We start from the raw sequence: 21,797 nt of genomic DNA, 5'->3' as shown, positions 1-21,797 counted from the left end.
ACTAATTCAAGGAGTGAACCTTATGACAACGATGATTAATGAACCGATCCGGTTAAGTGCCGGGGAGTTATCCTTTACCTTTTTGAATAGTGGCGACCTATACCAAGCTACATCCGGCACAACGATGTTAAACCAGTTGCTCAGCAACCAGATTGATGGATCTTTGAACAACCTGTACCTGCGTGTACATGAGGGAGAGAATATCAGCTCGTTCCCGTTGCTCGGTGTACGTTCGAACAGCAAGGTGATTACAAGCAAGGCACAATTCAGCAACCAGTTGATCTGGGAGGGCACAGTCCAGCTGGAAGGTAGCGAAAAAGGCATTGGCTATCAGGTCGTATTTACAGCTACACCTCAAGGTGTATGGTTCTGGGATGTGAAGCTCACAGGACAACAACATAACGTAGATGTGGTATACGGACAGGATGTTGGGCTTGCAGATCCAGGTGCGGTACGTAGTAATGAGGCTTATCTGTCACAATACATTGACCATACGGTGTTTGAAGATGAGGCGAAAGGCTATGTCGTTTGTTCCCGTCAAAACCAGCCTCAGGGCGGTGCATTTCCATATATGCAACAAGGTTCCCTGACGAAAGTAGTTGGTTACTCCACAGATGGATTCCAATTCTTCGGTCTGTCGTACAAGGAAACGAATCAACCAGAGAGCTTGACTCACCCAACGCTGGCAAATGAGACATATCAGTATGAATTTGCCTATACGGCATTGCAATCTGAACTGCTGAATCTGAACGGAGAAGCTCAGGTGGTCTTCTATGGACTGGCGAAGCCTAATCATGCCGAAGGAATCTCTGCACTGGAGTTCGGAGATGAAGTTACCGCAGCATGGAATGAAGTACAGGCTCTGACTGTGGAAAATGGTGATACGTTGGAACAGGTGAAACTGTCCTCCTTCCTGGGTGAACCACTGGTTACACTTGATCTGACGCAAGATGAGATTCATGATCTGTTCCCTGATCGTCATCAGGAAGAGCACAGTGGTGAGGAACTGTTGTCCTTCTTCACAGGCAGCTATGAGCATATCGTTCTGAAAGCAAAAGAATTGCTTGTGGAGCGTCCGCATGGTCACATTCTGATGAGTGGTGGCAACGTGCAACTTGGAGCACAGGTTATTACGACAACATCGTATATGTACGGTATTTTCAACTCACAACTCGTTATTGGTAACACCAATTTTAATAAAATGATCAGTAATGCTCGCAATGCATTAAACGTGCCGAAAACGGCGGGACAACGCATCTATGTGGAAATGGACGGACAATATCGTCTGCTGACGATGCCTTCCCTGTTCGAGATTGGCTTCAACTATGTACGTTGGATCTACAAAACGGCATCCGATACGATCATCGTGACGAACTATACAGGGGCACACACCACCGAAGTGAGCATGAACGTACGCTCCACAAGTGGCACAGCATACCGTTACCTGGTAACAAACCAGATTACGATGAATGTGAATGAATACGAGTATCCGCTGCATATGACGCAGGATGGCGATACTTTGATCTTCAAGGCTGATCCACAAGCGATTAGTGCAGGAACGTACCCAGATCTGCAATACCGCATGTCGGTGGATGGCGCAGCTGTGAATGTAGGGGACGAAACGTTGCTGGCAAGTGGTATCCGCAGTGGTTCCGCATCACTGGTTACGCTTAGTCTGGAAGCAAGTGCTGAATGGACGCTGAAGGTACAAGGGGTATTGGAAGGCCAAGCGGACAGCGGAGTGGTAGCAGGTTCAAGCCTGACGTTTGAAGAGGAAGTGCAGGCATACCGCGAGTTCTTCGCAAGTGTGATGAACGGGTTCCGTTTGTCCCGTGGAGAAGGTCAGAGTGCAGAGGATCTGTTCAAAGTAAATGCGCTGGCTTGGTGGTACACCCACAATATGCTGGTTCACTATTCTGTGCCTCACGGTTTGGAGCAGTACGGTGGCGCGGCTTGGGGTACACGAGATGTGTGCCAAGGTCCAGTGGAGTACTTTATGGCAACGCAAAAATATGAGCAAGTTCGCGATATCATCAAAATGGTTTATACCCACCAATATGAAGATGATGGCAACTGGCCGCAATGGTTCATGTTTGATAAATACTTTGCGATTCAACAGGAAGAAAGTCATGGCGATATCATCGTTTGGCCTTTGAAAGTATTGGCGGACTACCTGACAGCGACTCGCGACTATGCGATACTGGATGAGAAAGTACCTTATACCGTCAAGCATAGCTTCGGGTTCACGGAAGAGACGGCAACGGTACTGGATCACGCGAAAAAAGAGATCGAATATATCCGTTCGCACTTCCTGCACGATACGTTCCTGTCTTCCTATGGAGATGGCGACTGGGATGATACGCTCCAACCAGCCAATGCACAGCTGAAGCAATACATGGTGAGCAGTTGGACGGTGGCATTGACGTATCAGTCCGTGAATGTGCTCTCGCAAGCGCTGAAATTCAAGGATGCAGACTTTGCACAGGAGCTTGACGTGTTGGCTCAAGGCATTCGTGAGGACTTTAACCGTTACATGCTGGGCACAGATGTGATTCCAGGCTTTGTATACATGGAAGAAGCCGACCAAGCGAAGCTGATGCTTCATCCAACAGACACAGAGACAGGCATTCAATATCGCCTGTTGCCAATGACGCGCAGCATGATCGGTGAATTGCTGAATGCGGAGCAAGCAGAATCGCATTACGCATTGATCCGTGAACAGTTCCTATGCCCGGATGGCGTGCGTCTGATGAATCGTCCAGCTCAATATGCTGGTGGTGTAAGCACACACTTCAAACGTGCAGAGCAAGCATCCAACTTCGGTCGTGAGATTGGTTTGCAATATGTACATGCCCATATCCGTTACGTAGAAGCGATGGCGAAGCTCGGTAAGACAGATCAGGTGTGGAATGGTCTCGCGATGATCAACCCGGTTGGTATCGGCGAGGTTGTACCTAACGCGGAGATTCGTCAAGCGAACTCGTACTTCAGCAGTTCAGACGGCAAGTTTAATACACGTTACGAGGCGCAGGAGCATTTTGACCAACTTCGTAAAGGGACTGTACAAGTGAAAGGCGGATGGAGAATCTACTCCAGCGGCCCTGGAATCTACATGAACCAGCTGATCTCCAATGCACTTGGCATTCGTCAAGAGGGCGGCGATCTGGTCATTGACCCGGTATTGCCAGCTGAGCTGAACGGTATGCAATTCGAATTCGAGTATGCGGGTGAGCCGGTGACGTTCATCTATCACTTGAATGAAGGTGCTGTGAGCCGAGTAGCGGTGAATGGCAAGGACATTCGTACCGAGCGTACAGCGAACCGTTACCGTCAAGGCGGAGTAAGCATCTCACTGGATGAGTTCAGACAAGCACGCAGTGAAACTGAGCGTACGGTTGTTGATATCTATATGTAATTTCATAGCATGATGTACACCAAGGTCATCCTCCTTTAATCAAGGCGGGATGGCCTTTTTGGCATATGCTCATAATCCACTAGCGCAGCGGGACCGCCAGCAACGTGTACAACAGCTCATTATGTCGCACATGTTTTGTTACGTAGCCCTGTTGCTCCAGCCAGCCGCATAGCTCATCCAGCAGAGGGAAGTGACGCTGGCGTAAGGCTAGCAGCTGTTCCTCGTGTCCTGTGGTTTCTGCCTGCCGAATATAGGAATCACGGTGAGTCGCATCAACAAACATCAGATCCGTTAGACCGATACGTCCACGCGAGGTTAATACCCGCTGCATCTCCTGTAAAGCCAATAGTTGCTGATCTGGACTTAGATGATGGAAAGCAAAGCTGGATACAACAAAGTCGAAGGAATGATCGGTAAAAGGCAACGCCATAAAATTACCAAGTTTCACATGCATCTCAGGATATTTGGTACGACATCTGCGCAGCATCTCCCGGGATTGGTCGATTGCAGTCATGTCTGCGCCGTGCTGTAGCAGTTTCCCAGCCAGATTACCTGTGCCTGTACCAATATCAAGTCCTTTCTCACCAAGGGCGGGAGAGATCCATTGAGCTGTCTGTTCGAGCGCTTCGTCATAGTTGTGATACAGATAAAAGGAAGACTGTACCGTATCATTGGAATCGCCCGGCGTGGAATGACCTGCATTATGGTTTGGATGTGAAACTTCATTCTCATCGCTTATAGGCGAGGGGTTGGCCGAATGATGCCTGTCCTCTGAATTGGGGTGTTCAGTACTGACTCTGCCTTCTGCCTGCACTCGCTGATCATGGATGTCTGCCTGCATGTCATAATTCCACCGATCATGCCAGTTCTGCCGGGCTTCACGCAGGCGACGGGCACTGTCTGCGAGATCGTGCAGATGGCTGACATCCAACGGGCCGTCCTGACGATTCAGGTCAATCATGCGCTGGGTTGTATCCATCATACGTTTGAGCTCAATCCACTGGGCATACATGACGGCCTGTTGCAGCTCCAGATATTCTTCCAGCCGCTGCTGATTCCCTTGATCAATCTCTCCGAGCGCATGTGTAATATCCTGTAGCGACATGCCAATCTCACGCAGCGCAGCAATGGTCTGAAGCCGCCAGATATCATTCTCCGTATAGGTACGATACCCGTTACTGGACTGTTTGGCGGGGAGAATTAATCCTTTTTCCTCATAAAAACGAATGGCTCTCGCCGATATACCAAGCCTGCTTGCTGCCTCTTTGATGTTCATCATGCATCCCCCTCCTTATCGAATCAGTATAAACCATGACGTTACGGCAAGGTTAAGTGTTTATCATTTTGCGAAAAGGTTCAATACCGAGTGGAATTTTAGTCAAAGCTGAGGCTATGCTACAATATATAGAACAAAAAACTTAAATAGTGGAGTAAACGAACAATGTCTTCCTATTCCTAAGTTTCTCAACGTTCTTAACTCTCTTAACTTTCCCGACGTTGTAACGCACAGCGTTGTCGACTATAGCACGAAAGGTTGAATCATTATGCTTACCAGCCATACATTTACGATTCGTCCATCCGAGATTAAAGATGCAGCCCAGCTAATGGAGTTGGATGCCCTGGTATGGGACAAATACACCTCTCCTGCACCGATGCAATGGCGTTCCAGACAACAATATCTGCAGCATTGCCCGCCAGGCAGTCAATTGATTGCGGTGCAGGGAGAGCGGGTATGTGGTTATGTGGGCTTTAATCCAGCCACAGGTATGCCCGTCAACCGTCATGTCTACGAGATTCATATTGCGGTTCATCCTCATGATCGGCGTTGTGGCGTTGCCACAGCTTTGATGGATGCCATTAAGCAGCATGCGGCCCAACAAGGCGTTCGCAAGCTCAGGCTGCGCGTACTTTCCAGCAATCCGGGAGCCATCACGTTTTATACACAGTGTGGATTTGTGACGGAAGGCAGGTTGGTTTCCGAGTTTTATATCGGAGGCAAATATGTGGACGATATTCTTATGGGTTATTTTATCCAGACCAAATAGAAACATAGCTGAGGAGGAGGAACAACGATGGATATGGGACTTCAAGGTAAAAAAGCATTGGTGCTGGCTTCCAGTCGAGGACTGGGCAAAGCGGTAGCCGCTCAATTGGCAGCAGAAGGTGCTGACGTCATGCTTGCCAGCCGGAGCGAAGAAAAGCTCGCAGCAGTGAAGCAGGAGCTTCTGGCGCTTGGTGGTGGCGGACATGTGGAATATTGTGCAACCGATGTGACACGCAAGGAAGATATTGAGGCTCTGATTCACAAGACAGCAGAAATGTTTGGACAGATTGATATTCTGGTGAACAATTCGGGTGGCCCGCCATCGGGTTCATTTGAGTCACTGACGGATGAGGATTGGGAACGTGCATTTGAATTAAATGTACTCAGTTATGTAAGGCTGATTCGCGGTGCTCTTCCTTATATGAAAGAAAGTGGAGGACACATTGTCAATATCGCTTCAACTTCAGTGAAACAACCCATTCCGGGTTTGGTGCTGTCCAACACGTTCCGTACCGGCGTGTTTGGATTGGCGAAGACCTTGTCTCAAGAGCTGGCCCCATACGGAATTTTGATCAACACGGTGGCGCCAGGACGTATTGCAACAGACCGTATACGTGAGCTGGATGCAGCACGGGCTGAGCAGAATGGAATCAGTGAGGAAGAGGTATCTGACCAATTCCGTAAAGAGATTCCACTGGGCCGTTATGGTCAACCAGAGGAGTTTGCCAAAGCGGTTGTATTCCTGTTATCCGGAGCCAATACGTACATTACCGGAACCTCATTGATCGTGGATGGTGGTATGGTCCGAGCACTATAAAAGTCATTGAATACAATAAAATACCCTCTGTCACCACATTACGTGGAGATCGAGGGTATTCGTTTTGATTCATTATGTTGGGAGAGATCACTCCGATTTATTATGTAGGCGAATTAGCGCAAGAGTTCCCATTCATGCTGAAGCATGCCGTACACCGCATGGTTCACGTAACCTTTAGGCAGTTTCTCTGCCTGACGAATGACACCCTCGAGAACAAATCCGAGTCTTTCAGGGATAGCACGACTCCGTTTGTTATTCGTTGCCGAGCGAATCTCGACGCGATTCAGGTCCAGGGTCACCAGAGCATAATCAACCAGAACGCGACAAGCGCTTGTCATCAAGCCCTGACCCTCAAAACCTTTGCCAAGCCAATATCCGATGCTTACCGAGCGGTTGGTCCAGTTAATCTCGTGGAATCCAATGACGCCAGCTAGATCCCCTTTTGACCATACTCCGGCGGTGAATCCGCCATTCTCGGCACCTTGTTTTAACGCGTTGGTAATGAAGTTCGAGGTGTGTTCCACTTCTGTCACATGATCCACCCACGGCAACCAATGTCTCAATTGATCCCGCGAGCGATCCGTCAGTTCAAACAGCGGTTTGGTATGTTCCATGGCCAGTGGCCGGAGTTCGGTATATTCATCCAATGAATAGGTAAACATGAATGCAACCTTCTTTCTTTGTATAGTATAGGTTTGGTTTGTAGTGGATTAACGGGAGGTCTTGGGCAACTTTTGCTCCAGTGCAAACAGGTCTTCTTCCATTGAGGCCATGCGTTGATTGACCGTTGTGCGTGCGTCACGGAGTGCCTGATTATATATGTAGGGAGCGAGCTGTGTCATGAACAGGTCGAGGACACCCCAAGCGGCCAGATCGCCGAGTTCTTCGCCACGTTCCTCTTCGAAATACGACTGGATGGTGCGAATGGCTTCATCCTGCTGTTCTTTGGTCAGTTTAAGCGAGTTCGATGGAATGGGAAACCCTCCCTTTAATTTGTTTTTACTATCATGCTACATGATTCGAGCGAACCCGTCAAAATGGTTTAGGGCCTATTTATGCACGGCTTATCCTGACTTTGGTGCCGTTCTTTATTGAACTCCTCCCCCGTTAAAGGTATATTTAAATGAAACGCGTACGAAACTTTCCAAGAAAATAGATTTTTTCAGGAAATGACTTCGTTATTAAGGAATTATAGCCGGAATTGCTGCAATTCCCTAAGGCTCCAATCCATTCATGAAAGGTTTGATACCTGTGGACAATCGTACAACCCCACCTAACTTTATCAAAAATATTATTACCGAAGATCTCCGGTCTGGGAAAGTCCAGGAAGTTATTACCCGTTTTCCTCCGGAACCGAACGGTTATCTGCATATCGGCCATGCCAAGGCGATCTGGATTAACTTTACACTGGGCGGCGAATTTGGCGGCAAAACGAATCTGCGCTTTGATGACACAAACCCGGTCAAGGAAGATGTAGAGTACGTTCAATCGATTCAGGAAGACGTGAAATGGCTCGGATACGAGTGGAATGAGAAACGTTTTGCCTCGGATTATTTTGACGAGATGTACAACCGTGCTGTCTTGTTGATTAAAAAAGGTAAAGCCTACATCGACGACCAAAGCGCCGACGAAATCCGTGAAATGCGCGGAACGCTGACGGAGCCGGGTAAGAACAGCCCGTACCGTGATCGTTCGGTGGAAGAGAATCTCGACCTGTTCACACGTATGCGTGCAGGTGAATTCAAGAACGGAGAGAAAGTGCTGCGTGCCAAGATTGATATGTCTGCACCGAATATCAATCTGCGCGATCCGGTTATTTACCGGATTTCTCATGCACATCATCATAACACGGGCGACAAATGGTGTATCTATCCAATGTACGCCTTTGCTCACCCGCTTGAAGATGCGATTGAAGGTGTGACGCACTCTCTCTGTTCCCTGGAGTTTGAGGATCAACGTCCATTCTACGATTGGGTTATTGCCGAGTGTGAGATGGAGAACCAACCGCATCAATATGAATTTGGTCGTCTGAACCTGTCCCAGATGGTGACAAGTAAGCGGAAGCTGAAACTGCTTGTGGACGAAGGTCATGTGGATGGATGGGATGATCCGCGCATGCCAACGATTTCGGGTCTGCGCCGCCGGGGTTATACACCGGAAGCTATTCGTGATTTTGTATATGAGACAGGCATTTCCAAAAACTATGGAGTTATCGATCTGCAAACGCTGGAGCACTTTGTACGTGAAGACTTGAAACTGAAAGCTCCACGCACGATGGCTGTTCTGCACCCACTCAAAGTGGTCATCACCAACTATCCTGAAGGACAAGTGGAATGGCTTGAAGCAGAGAACAATGTGGAGAACCCAGAGATGGGTAATCGCCAAATTCCGTTCTCCCGTGAGATTTATATCGAACAAGACGATTTCATGGAAAATCCGCCGAACAAATATTTCCGTTTGTTCCCTGGCAACGAAGTTCGTCTGAAACATGCATACTTCATTAAATGTAACGATGTGATCAAAGATGCAGCAGGCAATGTGACCGAGATTCATTGTACCTATGATGTAGAGACGAAGAGCGGCAGTGGCTTCACTGGCCGTAAAGTCAAAGGAACAATCCACTGGGTAGAAGCGACTCAAGCGGTACCTGCTGAATTCCGTCTGTATGAGCCGTTGATCCTGGATGAAGCACCAGAAGCAGAGGTCGAAGTAGCAGTAGCTGGGGCTGAAACTGAGGTTGTGGAAGAGCAACCGGAGAAAACGTTCCTGGATCAATTGAACCCGAACTCCCTTGAGATTGTTAATGGGTATGTGGAACAAGAGATGAAAGAAGCGAATGCTCAGGATAAATTCCAATTCTTCCGTCACGGTTACTTTAGTGTAGATCCGAAACATTCCGAGCCAGGACGTCCGGTATTTAACCGGGTCGTATCCCTGAAAAGCTCGTTCCAACTGCCGAAGGCATAAGGCCGCTGGATGAAATTTATGGCTTGTTCATCAGAGTGCTGGTAAGCAGCCAAGTTATAAGTTAAAGGGAGGGCATCTTTCGTCATGATCATGGCGAAGGATGCCCTTTTTGTTTTTCTGGGTCTAGCCAGGTCCAGTTTTAGACGTAGTAATACAATTTCTCATGAACATGAACATGAACATGAACATGAACATGAACATGAACATGAACATGATAATGAGCTAAGGCCATAGATGTGCGTATGAGGCAAGAATCTAACGAACCGAAGACACGTTATTTAAGTGTATTTGGACATTCCAGCAACGTAATGAATCGTAGACACCTTATTTCCTCGTTCGGCCTGTCTTTTTGGGGTTTTCAGCGTCTTTTACGCGAAATAACGTGGCTGAGATTCCTTAGCTTTAGAATTTCGTGAAATTGCTGCAAATAAGGCGTCTAAGGTTCGTTAGGAGCAACAAACCTTAGACGCCTTCCTCTTTACTGCACCTATGATTAATCTTTTGTCTGAATGTTTGAACGTTTTATTTACACCATAACGGAGAGGACAGAAGAAAGCTGGAGAAGCGGAGCGGTCGCCTTTATCCCCGGATTTTACCCTTTGAAAAGGGAATCAAAAAAATCCGTGGATAACAGCGATCGAAAGATTCTTCTGTCCTCGTAGTGCTCCAGTGGAAATCCTTCAACTTTTTCTAACAAAAGATTATCGGTCCTCATCCATATTACCCATCTCCGTTAATACAACTGGCTGATAGCCGTTACGTCGATTCGATAACCACATGATGCTAAATCCGACAGCGCCGATGAGCGAGAAGAATACGCCAATGCTATACATGATTTCTGCACCGAAGCTTTGGAACAACCAGCCGCCGAACAGACCGGCAATGACGCCGGAGAGACCGCCCCAGGCCATCGTATACACCGCTTGTCCGGAGGAACGATAAGGTCTTGGGATAAACAGCATGGTCAGCTGTGTGCCTACATAGAAGTATCCACCAAACGTAATGGAGTGCATCAACTGAATGAATACAATCTCCAGTGGGTTGTTAGCCAGTGCCATGAGCTGCCAGCGAAGTGCAAACAGCACACTGATCAGAATGAGAGATGCCAAGAGCATGCTCATTTTGCGTTTGAGCAAGCGGTCAAGCAGCAGGAATACGCCGACTTCGAGAATGGATGAGGTGAAGATGGCCCAGCCGACCATCTGTTTATCGCCACCCATCTCTACTATGTATAGCGACATAAACGTACTATTCATGGCATTAGGCACCGATACGAGTACACCCAGGCCGATAAATGCCATAAAATACGGATTGAACATGACTTTGCCAAACCGCCGAAAAGTAACCACGGGTGTATCCGAAGCGATTGGCTGTCTAGGCAGAAATACGGATAATACAAAGGCGGTGGCAATCATGCACGCAAATATAATGGATACACTGCCGATGCCAAAACGGTCAATGAGCGGTCCGGCTGCGACGGCAGTCAGTGCCCAACCGAGTGAACCCCAGAGCCGGAATGATCCAAATTTTTGGTTTGTCCCATCGATATATCCGAGAATCAGGCTATTAGTTTGAGCAAATAATGGACTTTGAAAAAAATAAAAGAAAATCATGGCTACATAGATCCATGTATAAGTGGGCGCATAGAATACACCCTGGGCGAGCACAAATGTGCCTCCCATCATAATCATTAGAATGATACGAATGTTGCGAGATTTATCGCTCCAGAAACCCCAGAACGGGTTGGCAAACAAGGATACAAAGGGTCCAATCGCCATGAGACTGCCAATCTCCAGTTTGGTCATACCAATCTCTTGCAGATACAACTGCAGGAATCCGGCAAAGATCGAGATGGCTCCATATATGAAAAAGTTATATAGTTTCAGAGAAACCAATGAGGGATTGCCTCTTGAAGGTGCAGGTCTGTCCAATTAAGCCATTCCTTTCAAATGCATATTGTTCAATGTATCATTTGTTGAAAGGGGATTCAATGCATAGCGAACGTTTTGAAATTGATGTAGTCAAACACATATCGTTACCAGGAGGGAGGATAACAACATGAACACGCGTGAATGGACAGGCATCATATTGGCAGGAGGTTTATCCAGTCGCATGGGGACCAACAAGGCCATGCTGGAACTGAACGGTTCCGTTATACTGCAACATGTCACAAATGCCATGAGACCCGCTGTATCCCGTATCATCGTGGCTGCCGGACCCAATGTGACAACCTACAGTACAATGGGCTACGAATGCGTTCAGGATCACTATCCGGGGAAGGGGCCACTCGCCGGTCTTCACGCGGCACTGGAGGCTTCCGGTACGGAATGGAATCTAGTCTGCGCCTGCGATATGCCGCTCCTGCAAACGTCTTTTTTTGATGGGATAAAAAAGCTGGCCGAGTCGCATGACTCTTATTCTGCTATCGTTCCACGCGTGGATGGACATGTCCACCCTCTTGCAGGGGCTTACCACATACGAGTGCTCCCTGATCTGGAGCAGCGTCTGATACAGGATCATCTTCGAGTCATGCGATGGCTTGAAGAGATCGGTTGCTGTTATGTCGAAGCGGAAGAGCTTGAAAGAGCGGGCGTTCATCAAGTAGCGATGCAAATGAGTAATATGAACACGCCGGAAGAGTACGAACGTATCCGTAATCAAGATTCTGGACTCGATTCCGATCTGTAGGATACAGGATTACCTGATGCATCTGCATGATGATTGCGATATTGAAGCGGGCTTTGGCCTGTCCAACGTTTGAATTGTCTGCTGAAATGGGACAGATGGGTGTAACCTAGCTTCCACGCAATTTCCCCGAGCGACAGCTCTGGTTGTTCGATCAGCACTTTGGCCTCCTGCAACTTCAAGCTGGACAGGTAAGCCCTGGGCGATCGTCCGTACACCTTGCGAAAGACCTGTAGACCATATCCCGGGCTGATGCCAAACGAGGATATAATCTGCTCTACTTTGACCGTGGATACGCTGCTTTCCTTGGTTCGAAGCTGGGCATGGAATGCCTGCTTGATTGCCTCTGCTATAGCTCCCGCATAATGCATGGCTGTTGGAGCTGGTGCATGTGAAGCAGCAACGGAAGGGGTGGACTCCGGTTCATTGTCAGCGGCTTGGGACAACAGGGCGAACAGTTCAAACATGCGTGCCTGCATGATCATTTTGTCAGTGGACGTGTAGGCTTCAGATACGTTAATCATCCCCATCCAACTCTCCAGCACAACGCGTATTTTCCCATTATCAGCCGTACCTGCTGCGTAGATTCGGCTGTGCTGTGACATCAGCTTCAGGGTGAAGACCGGATCATCCACATTAAAGTGAGCGCTAAAATAAGTCATGCCTTCCGTGGATACACATTGATTTGTATGTTTGAACCCGGGAGGAATGAGAAGAATGGAACCTTCCTCCACGGTATAGGTATAACCATGAATCACACTCTCCTGCGTACCTTCGATGATCAACATAATCTCAAAGCCCGGATGTGATTCTTCCGGCATCGCCCATCCATAGGGTACTTGTTGGCTGTGCGCACCATAGAATTTGATGTTACAGTCGATAATAGGCAGCCAGTGGGCCAGCGTATGATGTGGCATTTCTCGGAGCTGTGATCGGATATCCATAACATTCACCTCGGAAAAGGGTAAAAACAACTTGCCTTATACAATCGGCACCCGTAGTATACTTCATTATAATCAGTTTAACGTGAGCATGGTTAATCCACTTAACACATCAGCGTTTGAAGTGGTTGCTGAACAATCCAAGTTCTTTAACCGACATTAATGTAAACGCTACCATTATGGATTGGAATATGTCAACTCTTGCACACGTCAAGATCATTATATTTTCCACCTAAAAAGGAGATTAAATCATGGACAAATTATTATATGGCGTAGCTTATTATGATGAATATATGCCCTACGAAAGATTGGACAAGGACATTCAGATGATGAAGGATGCAGGGATCAACGTGGTCCGCATTGCAGAATCAACCTGGAGTACCCATGAACCGCAGAATGGTGTATTTGACTTCTCTTCCGTAGACCGCGTGTTGGATGCCATGCATGAGGCAGGGATTCAGGTTATCGTTGGCACACCAACGTATGCTGTTCCAACGTGGATGGTCAAGGAACATCCGGACGTTCTGGCTACAACCTCACAGGGACCTGGCAAATATGGCGCAAGACAGATCATGGACATTACACATCCAACCTATCTATTCTATGCCGAGCGGATCATCCGCAAGCTGATCTCTCGGGTAAGCACACATCCAGCGGTAATCGGTTATCAGACAGATAACGAGACGAAGCATTACAATACGGCTGGAGATAATGTACAACTGCAATTCGTGAAATACATGCGTAACAAGTTCAGTTCTCTGGATGAACTCAACAAGGAATTTGGCCTTGATTACTGGAGCAATCGGATCAATAGCTGGGAGGACTTTCCGTCTGTTGTAGGAACGATTAACGGCAGTCTGGGCGCTGAGTTTGCCAAGTTCCAGCGTCTGCTGGTAACCAATTTTTTGGCTTGGCAAGTGGGGATCGTGAATGAATACAAACAGGAAGGACAGTTTGTTACCCAGAACTTTGACTTCGATTGGCGTGGATATTCCTACGGCATTCAAGGGGATGTGGACCATTTTGCCGCATCGAAACCTTTTGACATCACCAGTGTGGACATCTACCATCCTTCCCAAGATGATCTGACGGGCATTGAAATTTCATTCGGCGGGGATGTGGCGCGTTCGACCAAACAATCGAATTATCTGGTACTGGAGACCGAAGCGCAGGCTTTCTGGCATTGGGTTCCCTATCCGGGGCAGCTGCGCTTGCAGGCATTCAGTCATCTGGCATCAGGAGCGAATATGGTTGCCTACTGGCACTGGCATTCGTTGCACAATTCGTTTGAGACGTACTGGAAAGGATTGCTCAGTCATGACTTTGAACCGAATCCGGTGTACAACGAAGCGAAGACCATTGGCAGGGATTTTGCAAGGCTGAGTCCAAAGCTCGTGAATCTGAAGAAAACGAATCGGGTGGCTGTGCTGTTCAGCAATGAGGCACTGACATCAATCAAATGGTTTGGGTTTAACTTCACCAGTGACAAGAACTACAATGACGTGGTGCGCTGGATGTACGATGAATTGTATAAAATGAACATTGGCTGTGACCTCATCGACCCATCGGTTGAGAGTTATACGGAGTATGATGTGCTCGTTGTACCTGCTCTGTATGCTGCTTCGGATGCATTGCTGGAAAAATTAAATCAATTCGTAGAGGATGGCGGACATATCGTCTACTCGTTCAAAAGCGGATTTGCAAATGAGCATATCAAGGTACGCTCTACCCGCCAGCCCGGCCTGATTAGTGAGGCCTGCGGGATCAGTTATAACCTTTTTGTAGAGCCAAAACATGTTTCGCTGCGCAATGATCCATTCGAGGTTGGTGAGGAGCAGAACCAGATTCACACCTGGATGGAACTGATTACACCAACAACGGCTGAAGTACTCGCTTGGTATGATCATCCACATTGGGGTGAATATGCGGCAATTACCCAGAATGCCTATGGAGAAGGCAAAGCAACCTATGTCGGCTGTTATACCAGTTCTGCGGTGATCCGTAAGTTGTTGGAACGTGTCATGAAGGAAGCGGGCGTATGGGGAGCGGATCAGGAGCTGGCTTTTCCTATCATTGTGAAGACAGGTGTGAACGATCAGGGGAACACGATTCGCTACTATTTCAATTATGCAGATGAGGCAACATCCTTCGTGAATGCTTATGGAGAAGGGACTGAACTTCTGGCAGGAACCCCGATTGCTGCGGGAGAGAAGATCGAATTGGAGCCATGGGGCATACTAATTATTGAACAATAATAGGAAATAATAAATATAGGTATATAAGTTGAATTTAACATGTGCACGTTAACGGAGAGGCAGAAATAACCTGAGGAAGCGGAGCTAAAAGCTTTCTGAAAGAAAGCTGCATCGGAAGCATACACCTCGCCTTTATCACTGGATTTTCCCCTTAGAAAAGGGAATCAAAAAAATCCGGTGATAACAGCGATCAGAGGGTTGTTCTGACCACGTAGTGATCTCGTGTAACCATTCATTCTATTGTATAACGTGATATTTTAACATTTCCAAACGAATATAAAGACCAAAGCGCCCTCAGCTTCCATGCTGGGGCGTTTGTCTATTTTAGCTCAGGAGTGGATGCGCTGTGTTTACCGAATGTTATCGGAAGCTGATAGATCCTTTCAAACGTAGCATTCGCAATAAATTGATTCTTACCATGACGCTGCTGGCCGTTCTGCCCGTCATTGCCATGACCGCTATGGCTGCTGAGAATACCCGCTCTTCCATGGAAGAGGAGATTATGGAGACCAACCGAGCCAATATGAACTGGGCCTCCATCTATCTGGGTGAACAGTTCGCGCGCATGAACAACATTATCTATTCGATTCAGATCAGTGACGAATTGCATCAATATCTGGCGTTGAACGAGGAAGCGCCGGCGGCCAGCCGATTCGATGAACAGAAGGCCATGTTCAATATGCTGAACAGTGTATACTATTCTGCTGGCAATTATGTATTTGGCGTTGAACTGTACCTGAAGGAATTGGACACCTTGTTCACCTTCAACTCGATGGATTCTCGCATCAAAGCGGTATCGGAAATACCGGAAGGATATCATGAGCTTTTTGCACAACATAAAGATTTTACGATTATCAATGATCCGGACGATCCGCAAAAGTTTCACATGACCCGCAGCATGAACCGCTTCGAGGATCAGGCACAGATTGGCGCCATCAGTCTGGAGGTCAAGTGGGCTGAGTTCAACCAGACCCTGGAGCTGCTGGATAGCCGGGGTGACTATGCGGTATACATTGCTGACAGCACGGGCAGTCCGGTCTATCAGCCAAACCAAGAGATTCAGCCTTCAGCGGAAGCACTGGAGAAATTGGCAGGCACAAAAGAAAGTTCGGGGTTTATCCGTACAGCCAAAGAATATGTATTCTTTCACTCCATCGAGCCGTCAGGACTGCGTGTGATCAAGATTGTACCTGCCCATGTTGTTAACGAAAGTGCCTTGGAAACGATGAAATACGGATTGGTTGTGGGTGGCCTGGCCACTGTCATATCTGTGGGACTAGCTGCGCTGGTGGCCTGGCGCACATCAAAGCCCATTGTCAGACTGGCAAATTCTATGAAGGGTATTCAACTGATCAAGGACAGGGAAGTGGTGCGAAGTGGCCGGGTAGATGAGATTGGTCTGCTGGAGAAAAATCTGCACGGCATGGCTAGTCGTATTCGGGAACATATTCGCGACAACTACCTGATGAATCTGGAGAAGCAGACGGCCGAGCTCAAAGCACTGCAATCCCAGATCCATCCGCATTTCCTGCAAAATACGTTGCAGATGATTGGCGGCATGGTCTACTCGCAAAAACCGGCAGACAGTTACAAAGTCATTCGAGCCTTGAGCGAGATGTTTCGTTATATTGTGCGAGCGCCGGATGGACTTGTCCCTCTACAGGCTGAACTGGACCAGCTGGAGCATTATATGCTGATTCAGAAGCAGCGTTTTGCCGGCAGGCTTGAATATACACTGGAAATCACCGGAGAACTTCGGGCGTGTTATATCCCCAAGTTGTCTTTGCAACCCATTGTGGAGAATGCATTTTTGCATGGTCTGGAGAAGAAACAGGGCGAGTGGAAGCTGGGTATTAAGGTCGTCTGTGAACCTACAGATGTAACCATTCGAATTTGTGATAACGGCGTGGGTATGGATGCTGAGAAACTAACGGAGATGCAGTCCAGACTGGAGCGGCTTACCCGGCAGGCTGATCGGGTGTGGAGTTCAGGTACAAGTATTGGACTGGTCAATGCGGCCTCACGAATGGTAATGCATTTTGGACCTGAATATGGGATGAGCATAGAAAGTGAATACGGACAGGGGACAAGCGTTACGGTACGAATCCCCTGCAATACAGGAGGCGAAGCCTTGTGAACAAGGAACTGTACAGAGTGCTGTTGGTGGACGATGAACCGTGGAACCGGGATATTTTGCGCAACCTAGGAGATTGGAATGAACTTGGCATGACCGTTGCAGGTGAGGCAGAGGATGGCGAGCAGGCCATTCAACTGGTCAAGCAGCATCAGCCTCACATTATCATTACGGACATGCGCATGCCCGGTACAGACGGTGTGGAACTGTTACAGACAATGAGCGGACAGTACCCACAGATCAAGGTGATCGTGGTGAGCGGATATGATGACTTCAATTATGCAAAACATGCGCTCCGCCATCGGGCTGCAGATTATCTGCTCAAACCGGTGAATCCGGATGAACTGAATGGTGTACTTGCTAAATGTGCAAGGGAGTTGGAAAAGGTTGAATCAGCACCTGAATCGTGGGAATCGTACCCATCTTCGTTCGCAGGTGAGTTCTCCCTGTTTCAGCAGCAGGCCCGCCTGCGGTTTAATGACCTGAACGGTCAGAGTCTGCGTGAGTGGTTCCAGCAATTACAGCAGAAGCTGGAACGATGCGAGATTAACAGACCTCGGCAGCTTGGGCGGGTGGCTCATGAATTACAGGCTTTGCTGGATGAGTTGTGCGTCTCCAATGGCTTGTACGAGCGGCCCGAAGCAACGGCGCTACCTCCTGCGGCTGCGCTGGCTTCCATTGAATCCACGATCGCATGGATTTCGACTCCGTACTATCAAGCTTTGGAGCAGCTGATTGCGCAGCGTAAGTTCAAGAATAAGCTGAACCTGAATGAGGTGAAGCAATACATGGAGCAGCACTGTATGGAGATGATTACCCTGGAGCAGCTCGCCCAGATCTTTTTTGTCAGTAAGGAATATCTCAGCAAGGTATTCAAGAAAGAGTATGAGGTGAATGTGACCGACTATGTTGTCCAATTACGTATGACGAGAGCGAAAGAATGGGTGATGGATGAACAGATTCCGTTCAAGCATATTGCCGAGATGGCGGGTTATGAAGATGTGTCCTACTTCTATCGTGTTTTCAAGAAGCATTTCGGAGTTTCTCCAGGGGAGATGCGGAAGGGACAGGCTCGTATAGCAGGTAAATCAGGCAGTAGTACGGAATTAGACGTTTGAGAGAGCATTTGCGGCAGGATTAAGGTTTAAAATAATCCAATACACAACTCTAATTTTGTCCAATGAAGCGCTTTCATTTTCTGATATATAATGAGCCTATGAAAGACAAACCAGTTACACACCGGGAGGTCATAAGAGATGAAAGTATGGAAAAGCGTAGCAAGTGCGGTACTGGTCAGTGTTCTGCTCGCAGGTTGCGGTTCCAATGCAGGAACGGACAATGGGCAGGAGGAATCCGCATCAGGCAGCACGGTATCACTCAAAGTATTCGTTGCACAACCTCGGCTGAAAGAACATTACGATAAATATATAGAACAGTTCAAAGCCAAGGAGAAAGCAGAGAAAAACATTGAAGTGAACGTGCAACTGGAGATGCCGCCTGCGGACAATGCACCTCAGATTCTGAAGACTCGCCTCGCCTCCAATGATGCACCGGATGTGTTCGCCCTGCATGCAGTCAATGAGATTCCACCATTCAGCAAAGCTGGTTATCTGGAAGACCTGTCGGGCCAACCTTTTGTCGATAAGCTGCTGGATTCGGTTAAACCTTCCATAACGGATGCGGAGGGTAAAATCGTAGCTATTCCATTGGAAACAGTATCATGGGGCTATCTGTACAATAAAGATATTTTTGAAGAGCAAGGGCTGGAAGTGCCAACGACGTTAACGGAAATGAAAGCGGTCGTGGAGAAACTCAAAGCAGCCAACATTACACCGTTTGAACTGTCCTACAAAGAAGCCTGGATTCCGCAATTATTCCTGCCACTTACCGTGGGTGCATTAACTCAGTCGGAGCACAAAGACTTCGTGGAGAAGATGAATCAGGATCAGGGCTCCTTCTCCGATATGAAAGCATTGTTCGATATCTTCGATCTCGTCAATGCCAATGGAACGGACAAAGCGCTGGAAGTGGGCGGAGATGATGGTTCAGCAGCCTTCGCATCTGGAAGCGCAGCGATGTGGATTCAGGGACCATGGTTTGCCGAAACCATTCTGAAGTCCAACCCGGACTTGAACTTTGGTGTAGCACCAATGCCGATCAATGACAATCCGGATGATACCAAAATCAATCTGAGCACCTCCACTTCACTGGCAGTATCGTCATCTAGCAAAAACAAAGAAGTGGCACTCGATTTCGTGAACTACATTCTCGATGACAAGGATTCAAGTGCATTCTTCGAAGCACTCAAGTTCAATCCGATTGCCAAGATCCATGACTTCAAGAGCTTCCCATGGGTAGACGATGCCCAGAAATATGTGAGTGAAGGTAAAGCTTATGAGGACCCATCCCTCCCTCAAGCGGTGAAAGACGAGTCAGGCAAAGCGTTGCAAGGCTACTACTCTGGGCAATTAAATCAACAGCAGGTTATCGATGCGCTCGACAAGGCGTGGAAATCCTACAACAAAGTCAACAAGTAAGGAGCTGTGAGGAATGGAGTATCCGCTTTTGTTGGCAAATCTCAACGGTCTGAGAGTTTTGTCAACAAATTAGCGGTACTTTGTTTCGTCACAGTCTCCAAGCAGATGATACGGCAGGCAGAACGTTCTTCGTTCCCTCGTTTACAATCATCCGCTTCGAGTGAAAAGGGGGAGAACCAATGGCTACGAATGTGTTCAAGAAGTATCTGTCACTGCTCGCGTTCACTGCGCCTGCCTTTGTCATCTATGCGATTTTCCTGCTGTATCCCACGTTTAGTGGCATGTTCTATAGTCTGACGGATTGGAACGGACTCAATCGGGATTACAGCTTTATCGGTCTGGGTAACTTTGTGGAATTGTTCAAAGAAGATCCAGACTTTCTGAACTCTCTGTGGTTCACGATGAAATATGTAATATTTATGCTGATTCTGCAAAATGGAATTGCCTTGCTGCTCGCTGTGTTGATTGAGTCACGAACGCGCAGCAAAGGGCTTTTCCGGACGCTGTTCTTCATGCCTAACATGATCAGTACAATCATCAGTGCTTTCATGTGGACCTTCATCTTCTCTCAGGTGCTGCCACAGCTCGCAGAGAAACTGGCTTTTTCGTTCCTCGACCAGCAATGGTTGGGTGATCCGAAGTTTTCATTTTACTCCATTCTGATCGTATCGCTCTGGAACGGTGTAGGGTATATGATGATCATCTATCTGGCTGCTCTCCAGGGTGTGCCGAAAAGTCTCAAAGAAGCGGCTGTTATTGATGGGGCCAACGCATTCCAGGTACTGCGCAATGTGGTGTTGCCAATGATTACTCATGCCGTGACCATCTGTTTCTTCCTGACGCTGAACGGAGCATTCAAAGTGTTCGAAGTGGTATATGGACTGACTGGTGGCGGACCGGGTCGGGCCACGCAGGTGATCACGATGAACATCTATGAAGAAGCATTCTCCAACAACTTCAGATACGGCTATGCGAGTGCCAAATCGGTTGTGCTGTTCATCATCGTACTCATCTTTACACTCATCCAGATCACCGTCATGAAGAAGAAAGAGGTGGAAGCATGAGGATGCAACGACTGAACAGTTATCTGATTCGACTGCTGCTGATTCTGGGCTCTCTCGTCGCCATGCTGCCGATCTACATGGCGGTTGTGAACTCTTTCAAAACACAGGGTGAGATGTTCCAATCTTTTCTCGCGCTGCCAACAACGTTGCACTGGGAGAATTATTCGGACGCGTTTAACAAAATCAATCTGTTGGGCAGTTCCATGAACTCGGCAATTGTATCCTTTCTGGGGATCGGTGGTATCGTCTTCTGTGCCTCACTTGCGGGATACAAGCTGTCACGTACCTCAGGCCGTTTGAGCAACCTGATCTTCTTCCTGTTTGTTGCGTCCATGCTGGTACCGTTCCACTCGATCATGATTCCGCTGACACGGGTAGCCAAAGGCATGGGTGTACAGGGAAGCACGTACGGATTGGCCCTGATCTATATCGGACTTGGCGTGAACATGGCAATCTTCCTCTATCACGGGTTTGTGAAGTCCATTCCGCGTGAATTGGAAGAATCAGCTCAGATGGACGGATGTAATGAGTTCCAGACATTCTTCCAGATTATCTTCCCACTCTTGCTGCCGATCACAGTCACCATCGCGATTCTGGACTTCCTGTGGATCTGGAATGACTTCTTGTTGCCACTACTCATGTTGACCGATGTGAATCGTTATACGCTGATTCTGTCCACGAACATGCTGTTTGGGGAATACAACAAGGAATGGCCGTTGATTCTGTCATCCTTAGTACTGACTGCGATTCCGGTTATTCTGATATACGCGTTCTTCCAAAAGTTCATCATGGAGGGTATTGCGGAGGGTGCGGTAAAAGGGTAAAACATTCGAAAGTATCCCAAAACACAGCTGGTATTTGTCCGCTCTGGTATTTGGCCAAACTTTCGAAACGTACGCAAATAGCCTTGATCTGAAGGACATGGTCCTTTCAGGTCA

Annotated in this window: 16 protein-coding genes; 11 read left to right on the top strand and 5 right to left on the bottom strand. The window is 47.9% G+C overall.

Annotated elements, in window-relative coordinates:
* Nucleotides 1-22 precede the first annotated feature (22 nt).
* Nucleotides 23-3,415, top strand: coding sequence for a GH36-type glycosyl hydrolase domain-containing protein (locus NST38_RS28120; RefSeq protein WP_076253660.1), 3,393 nt, complete (start codon nt 23-25; stop codon nt 3,413-3,415).
* 79 nt (nt 3,416-3,494) lie between these two features.
* Here the strand turns inward: NST38_RS28120 and NST38_RS28115 are convergent, their stop codons facing one another.
* Nucleotides 3,495-4,694, bottom strand: a complete 1,200-nt coding sequence (locus NST38_RS28115) for a methyltransferase domain-containing protein (RefSeq protein WP_076253659.1) — start codon at nt 4,692-4,694, stop codon at nt 3,495-3,497.
* 265 nt (nt 4,695-4,959) lie between these two features.
* On the opposite strand from NST38_RS28115, the gene NST38_RS28110 reads away from it, so the two are divergent.
* Both NST38_RS28110 and NST38_RS28105 read left to right on the top strand, forming a co-directional pair.
* A complete protein-coding gene (locus NST38_RS28110) occupies nt 4,960-5,460 on the top strand; it encodes a GNAT family N-acetyltransferase (protein ID WP_076253658.1) in 501 nt (166 codons plus the stop codon).
* Between the two features lie 27 nt (nt 5,461-5,487).
* Nucleotides 5,488-6,276, top strand: coding sequence for an SDR family oxidoreductase (locus NST38_RS28105; protein ID WP_076253657.1), 789 nt, complete (start codon nt 5,488-5,490; stop codon nt 6,274-6,276).
* A gap of 113 nt (nt 6,277-6,389) precedes the next feature.
* Here NST38_RS28105 and NST38_RS28100 read toward each other — a convergent pair whose 3' ends face one another.
* Both NST38_RS28100 and NST38_RS28095 read right to left on the bottom strand, forming a co-directional pair.
* Nucleotides 6,390-6,938 carry a GNAT family N-acetyltransferase gene (locus tag NST38_RS28100; RefSeq protein ID WP_036612698.1) on the bottom strand — a complete coding sequence of 183 codons (549 nt, stop codon included), beginning with the start codon at nt 6,936-6,938 and terminating at the stop codon, nt 6,390-6,392.
* A 48-nt stretch (nt 6,939-6,986) separates the two neighbouring features.
* On the bottom strand, nt 6,987-7,229 hold the full coding sequence (locus tag NST38_RS28095) for a DUF2164 domain-containing protein (protein WP_244988428.1): 243 nt from the start codon (nt 7,227-7,229) through the stop codon (nt 6,987-6,989).
* A gap of 280 nt (nt 7,230-7,509) precedes the next feature.
* Between NST38_RS28095 and NST38_RS28090 the strand changes: the two genes are divergently transcribed.
* A complete protein-coding gene (locus NST38_RS28090) occupies nt 7,510-9,243 on the top strand; it encodes a glutamine--tRNA ligase/YqeY domain fusion protein (protein WP_076253655.1) in 1,734 nt (577 codons plus the stop codon).
* Between the two features lie 701 nt (nt 9,244-9,944).
* On the opposite strand, the gene NST38_RS28085 is transcribed toward NST38_RS28090, so the two are convergent.
* Complete coding sequence (locus NST38_RS28085; protein WP_047840746.1) at nt 9,945-11,138, bottom strand: MFS transporter; 1,194 nt, start codon at nt 11,136-11,138, stop codon at nt 9,945-9,947.
* A gap of 163 nt (nt 11,139-11,301) precedes the next feature.
* Here NST38_RS28085 and mobA point away from each other — a divergent pair, with 163 nt between their 5' ends.
* Nucleotides 11,302-11,931, top strand: a complete 630-nt coding sequence (gene mobA, locus NST38_RS28080; protein ID WP_076253654.1) for a molybdenum cofactor guanylyltransferase — start codon at nt 11,302-11,304, stop codon at nt 11,929-11,931.
* On the opposite strand, the gene NST38_RS28075 is transcribed toward mobA, so the two are convergent.
* Entirely contained in the window at nt 11,901-12,872 is a 972-nt protein-coding gene (locus NST38_RS28075) for a helix-turn-helix domain-containing protein (protein WP_076253653.1), read from the bottom strand. The genes mobA and NST38_RS28075 overlap by 31 nt on opposite strands.
* A gap of 248 nt (nt 12,873-13,120) precedes the next feature.
* Between NST38_RS28075 and NST38_RS28070 the strand changes: the two genes are divergently transcribed.
* The 6 genes from NST38_RS28070 to NST38_RS28045 all read left to right on the top strand — a co-directional run bounded on the left by NST38_RS28070 (nt 13,121) and on the right by NST38_RS28045 (nt 21,683).
* Nucleotides 13,121-15,124, top strand: coding sequence for a beta-galactosidase (locus tag NST38_RS28070; RefSeq protein ID WP_341344232.1), 2,004 nt, complete (start codon nt 13,121-13,123; stop codon nt 15,122-15,124).
* 346 nt (nt 15,125-15,470) lie between these two features.
* Nucleotides 15,471-17,261, top strand: a complete 1,791-nt coding sequence (locus tag NST38_RS28065; RefSeq protein ID WP_076253651.1) for a sensor histidine kinase — start codon at nt 15,471-15,473, stop codon at nt 17,259-17,261.
* Entirely contained in the window at nt 17,258-18,376 is a 1,119-nt protein-coding gene (locus NST38_RS28060; protein WP_256720169.1) for a response regulator, read from the top strand. The genes NST38_RS28065 and NST38_RS28060 overlap by 4 nt, the downstream gene beginning before the upstream one ends.
* A gap of 138 nt (nt 18,377-18,514) precedes the next feature.
* Nucleotides 18,515-19,795 (top strand): ABC transporter substrate-binding protein, encoded by a 1,281-nt coding sequence (locus tag NST38_RS28055; protein ID WP_047840742.1) that lies wholly within the window; start codon nt 18,515-18,517, stop codon nt 19,793-19,795.
* A 179-nt stretch (nt 19,796-19,974) separates the two neighbouring features.
* The gene (locus NST38_RS28050) at nt 19,975-20,859 is read left to right on the top strand and encodes a carbohydrate ABC transporter permease (protein WP_017691891.1); all 885 of its coding nucleotides are present in this window, start codon (nt 19,975-19,977) and stop codon (nt 20,857-20,859) included.
* Nucleotides 20,856-21,683, top strand: a complete 828-nt coding sequence (locus NST38_RS28045) for a carbohydrate ABC transporter permease (protein WP_047840740.1) — start codon at nt 20,856-20,858, stop codon at nt 21,681-21,683. The genes NST38_RS28050 and NST38_RS28045 overlap by 4 nt, the downstream gene beginning before the upstream one ends.
* Nucleotides 21,684-21,797: the final 114 nt, after the last annotated feature.

The sequence above is a fragment of the Paenibacillus sp. FSL H8-0104 genome (genome assembly GCF_038050215.1).
GTDB lineage: Bacteria > Bacillota > Bacilli > Paenibacillales > Paenibacillaceae > Paenibacillus > Paenibacillus amylolyticus.
The sequence above is the reverse complement of the archived record's forward strand: the minus strand, read 5'-3'. Positions and strand labels throughout refer to the sequence as shown.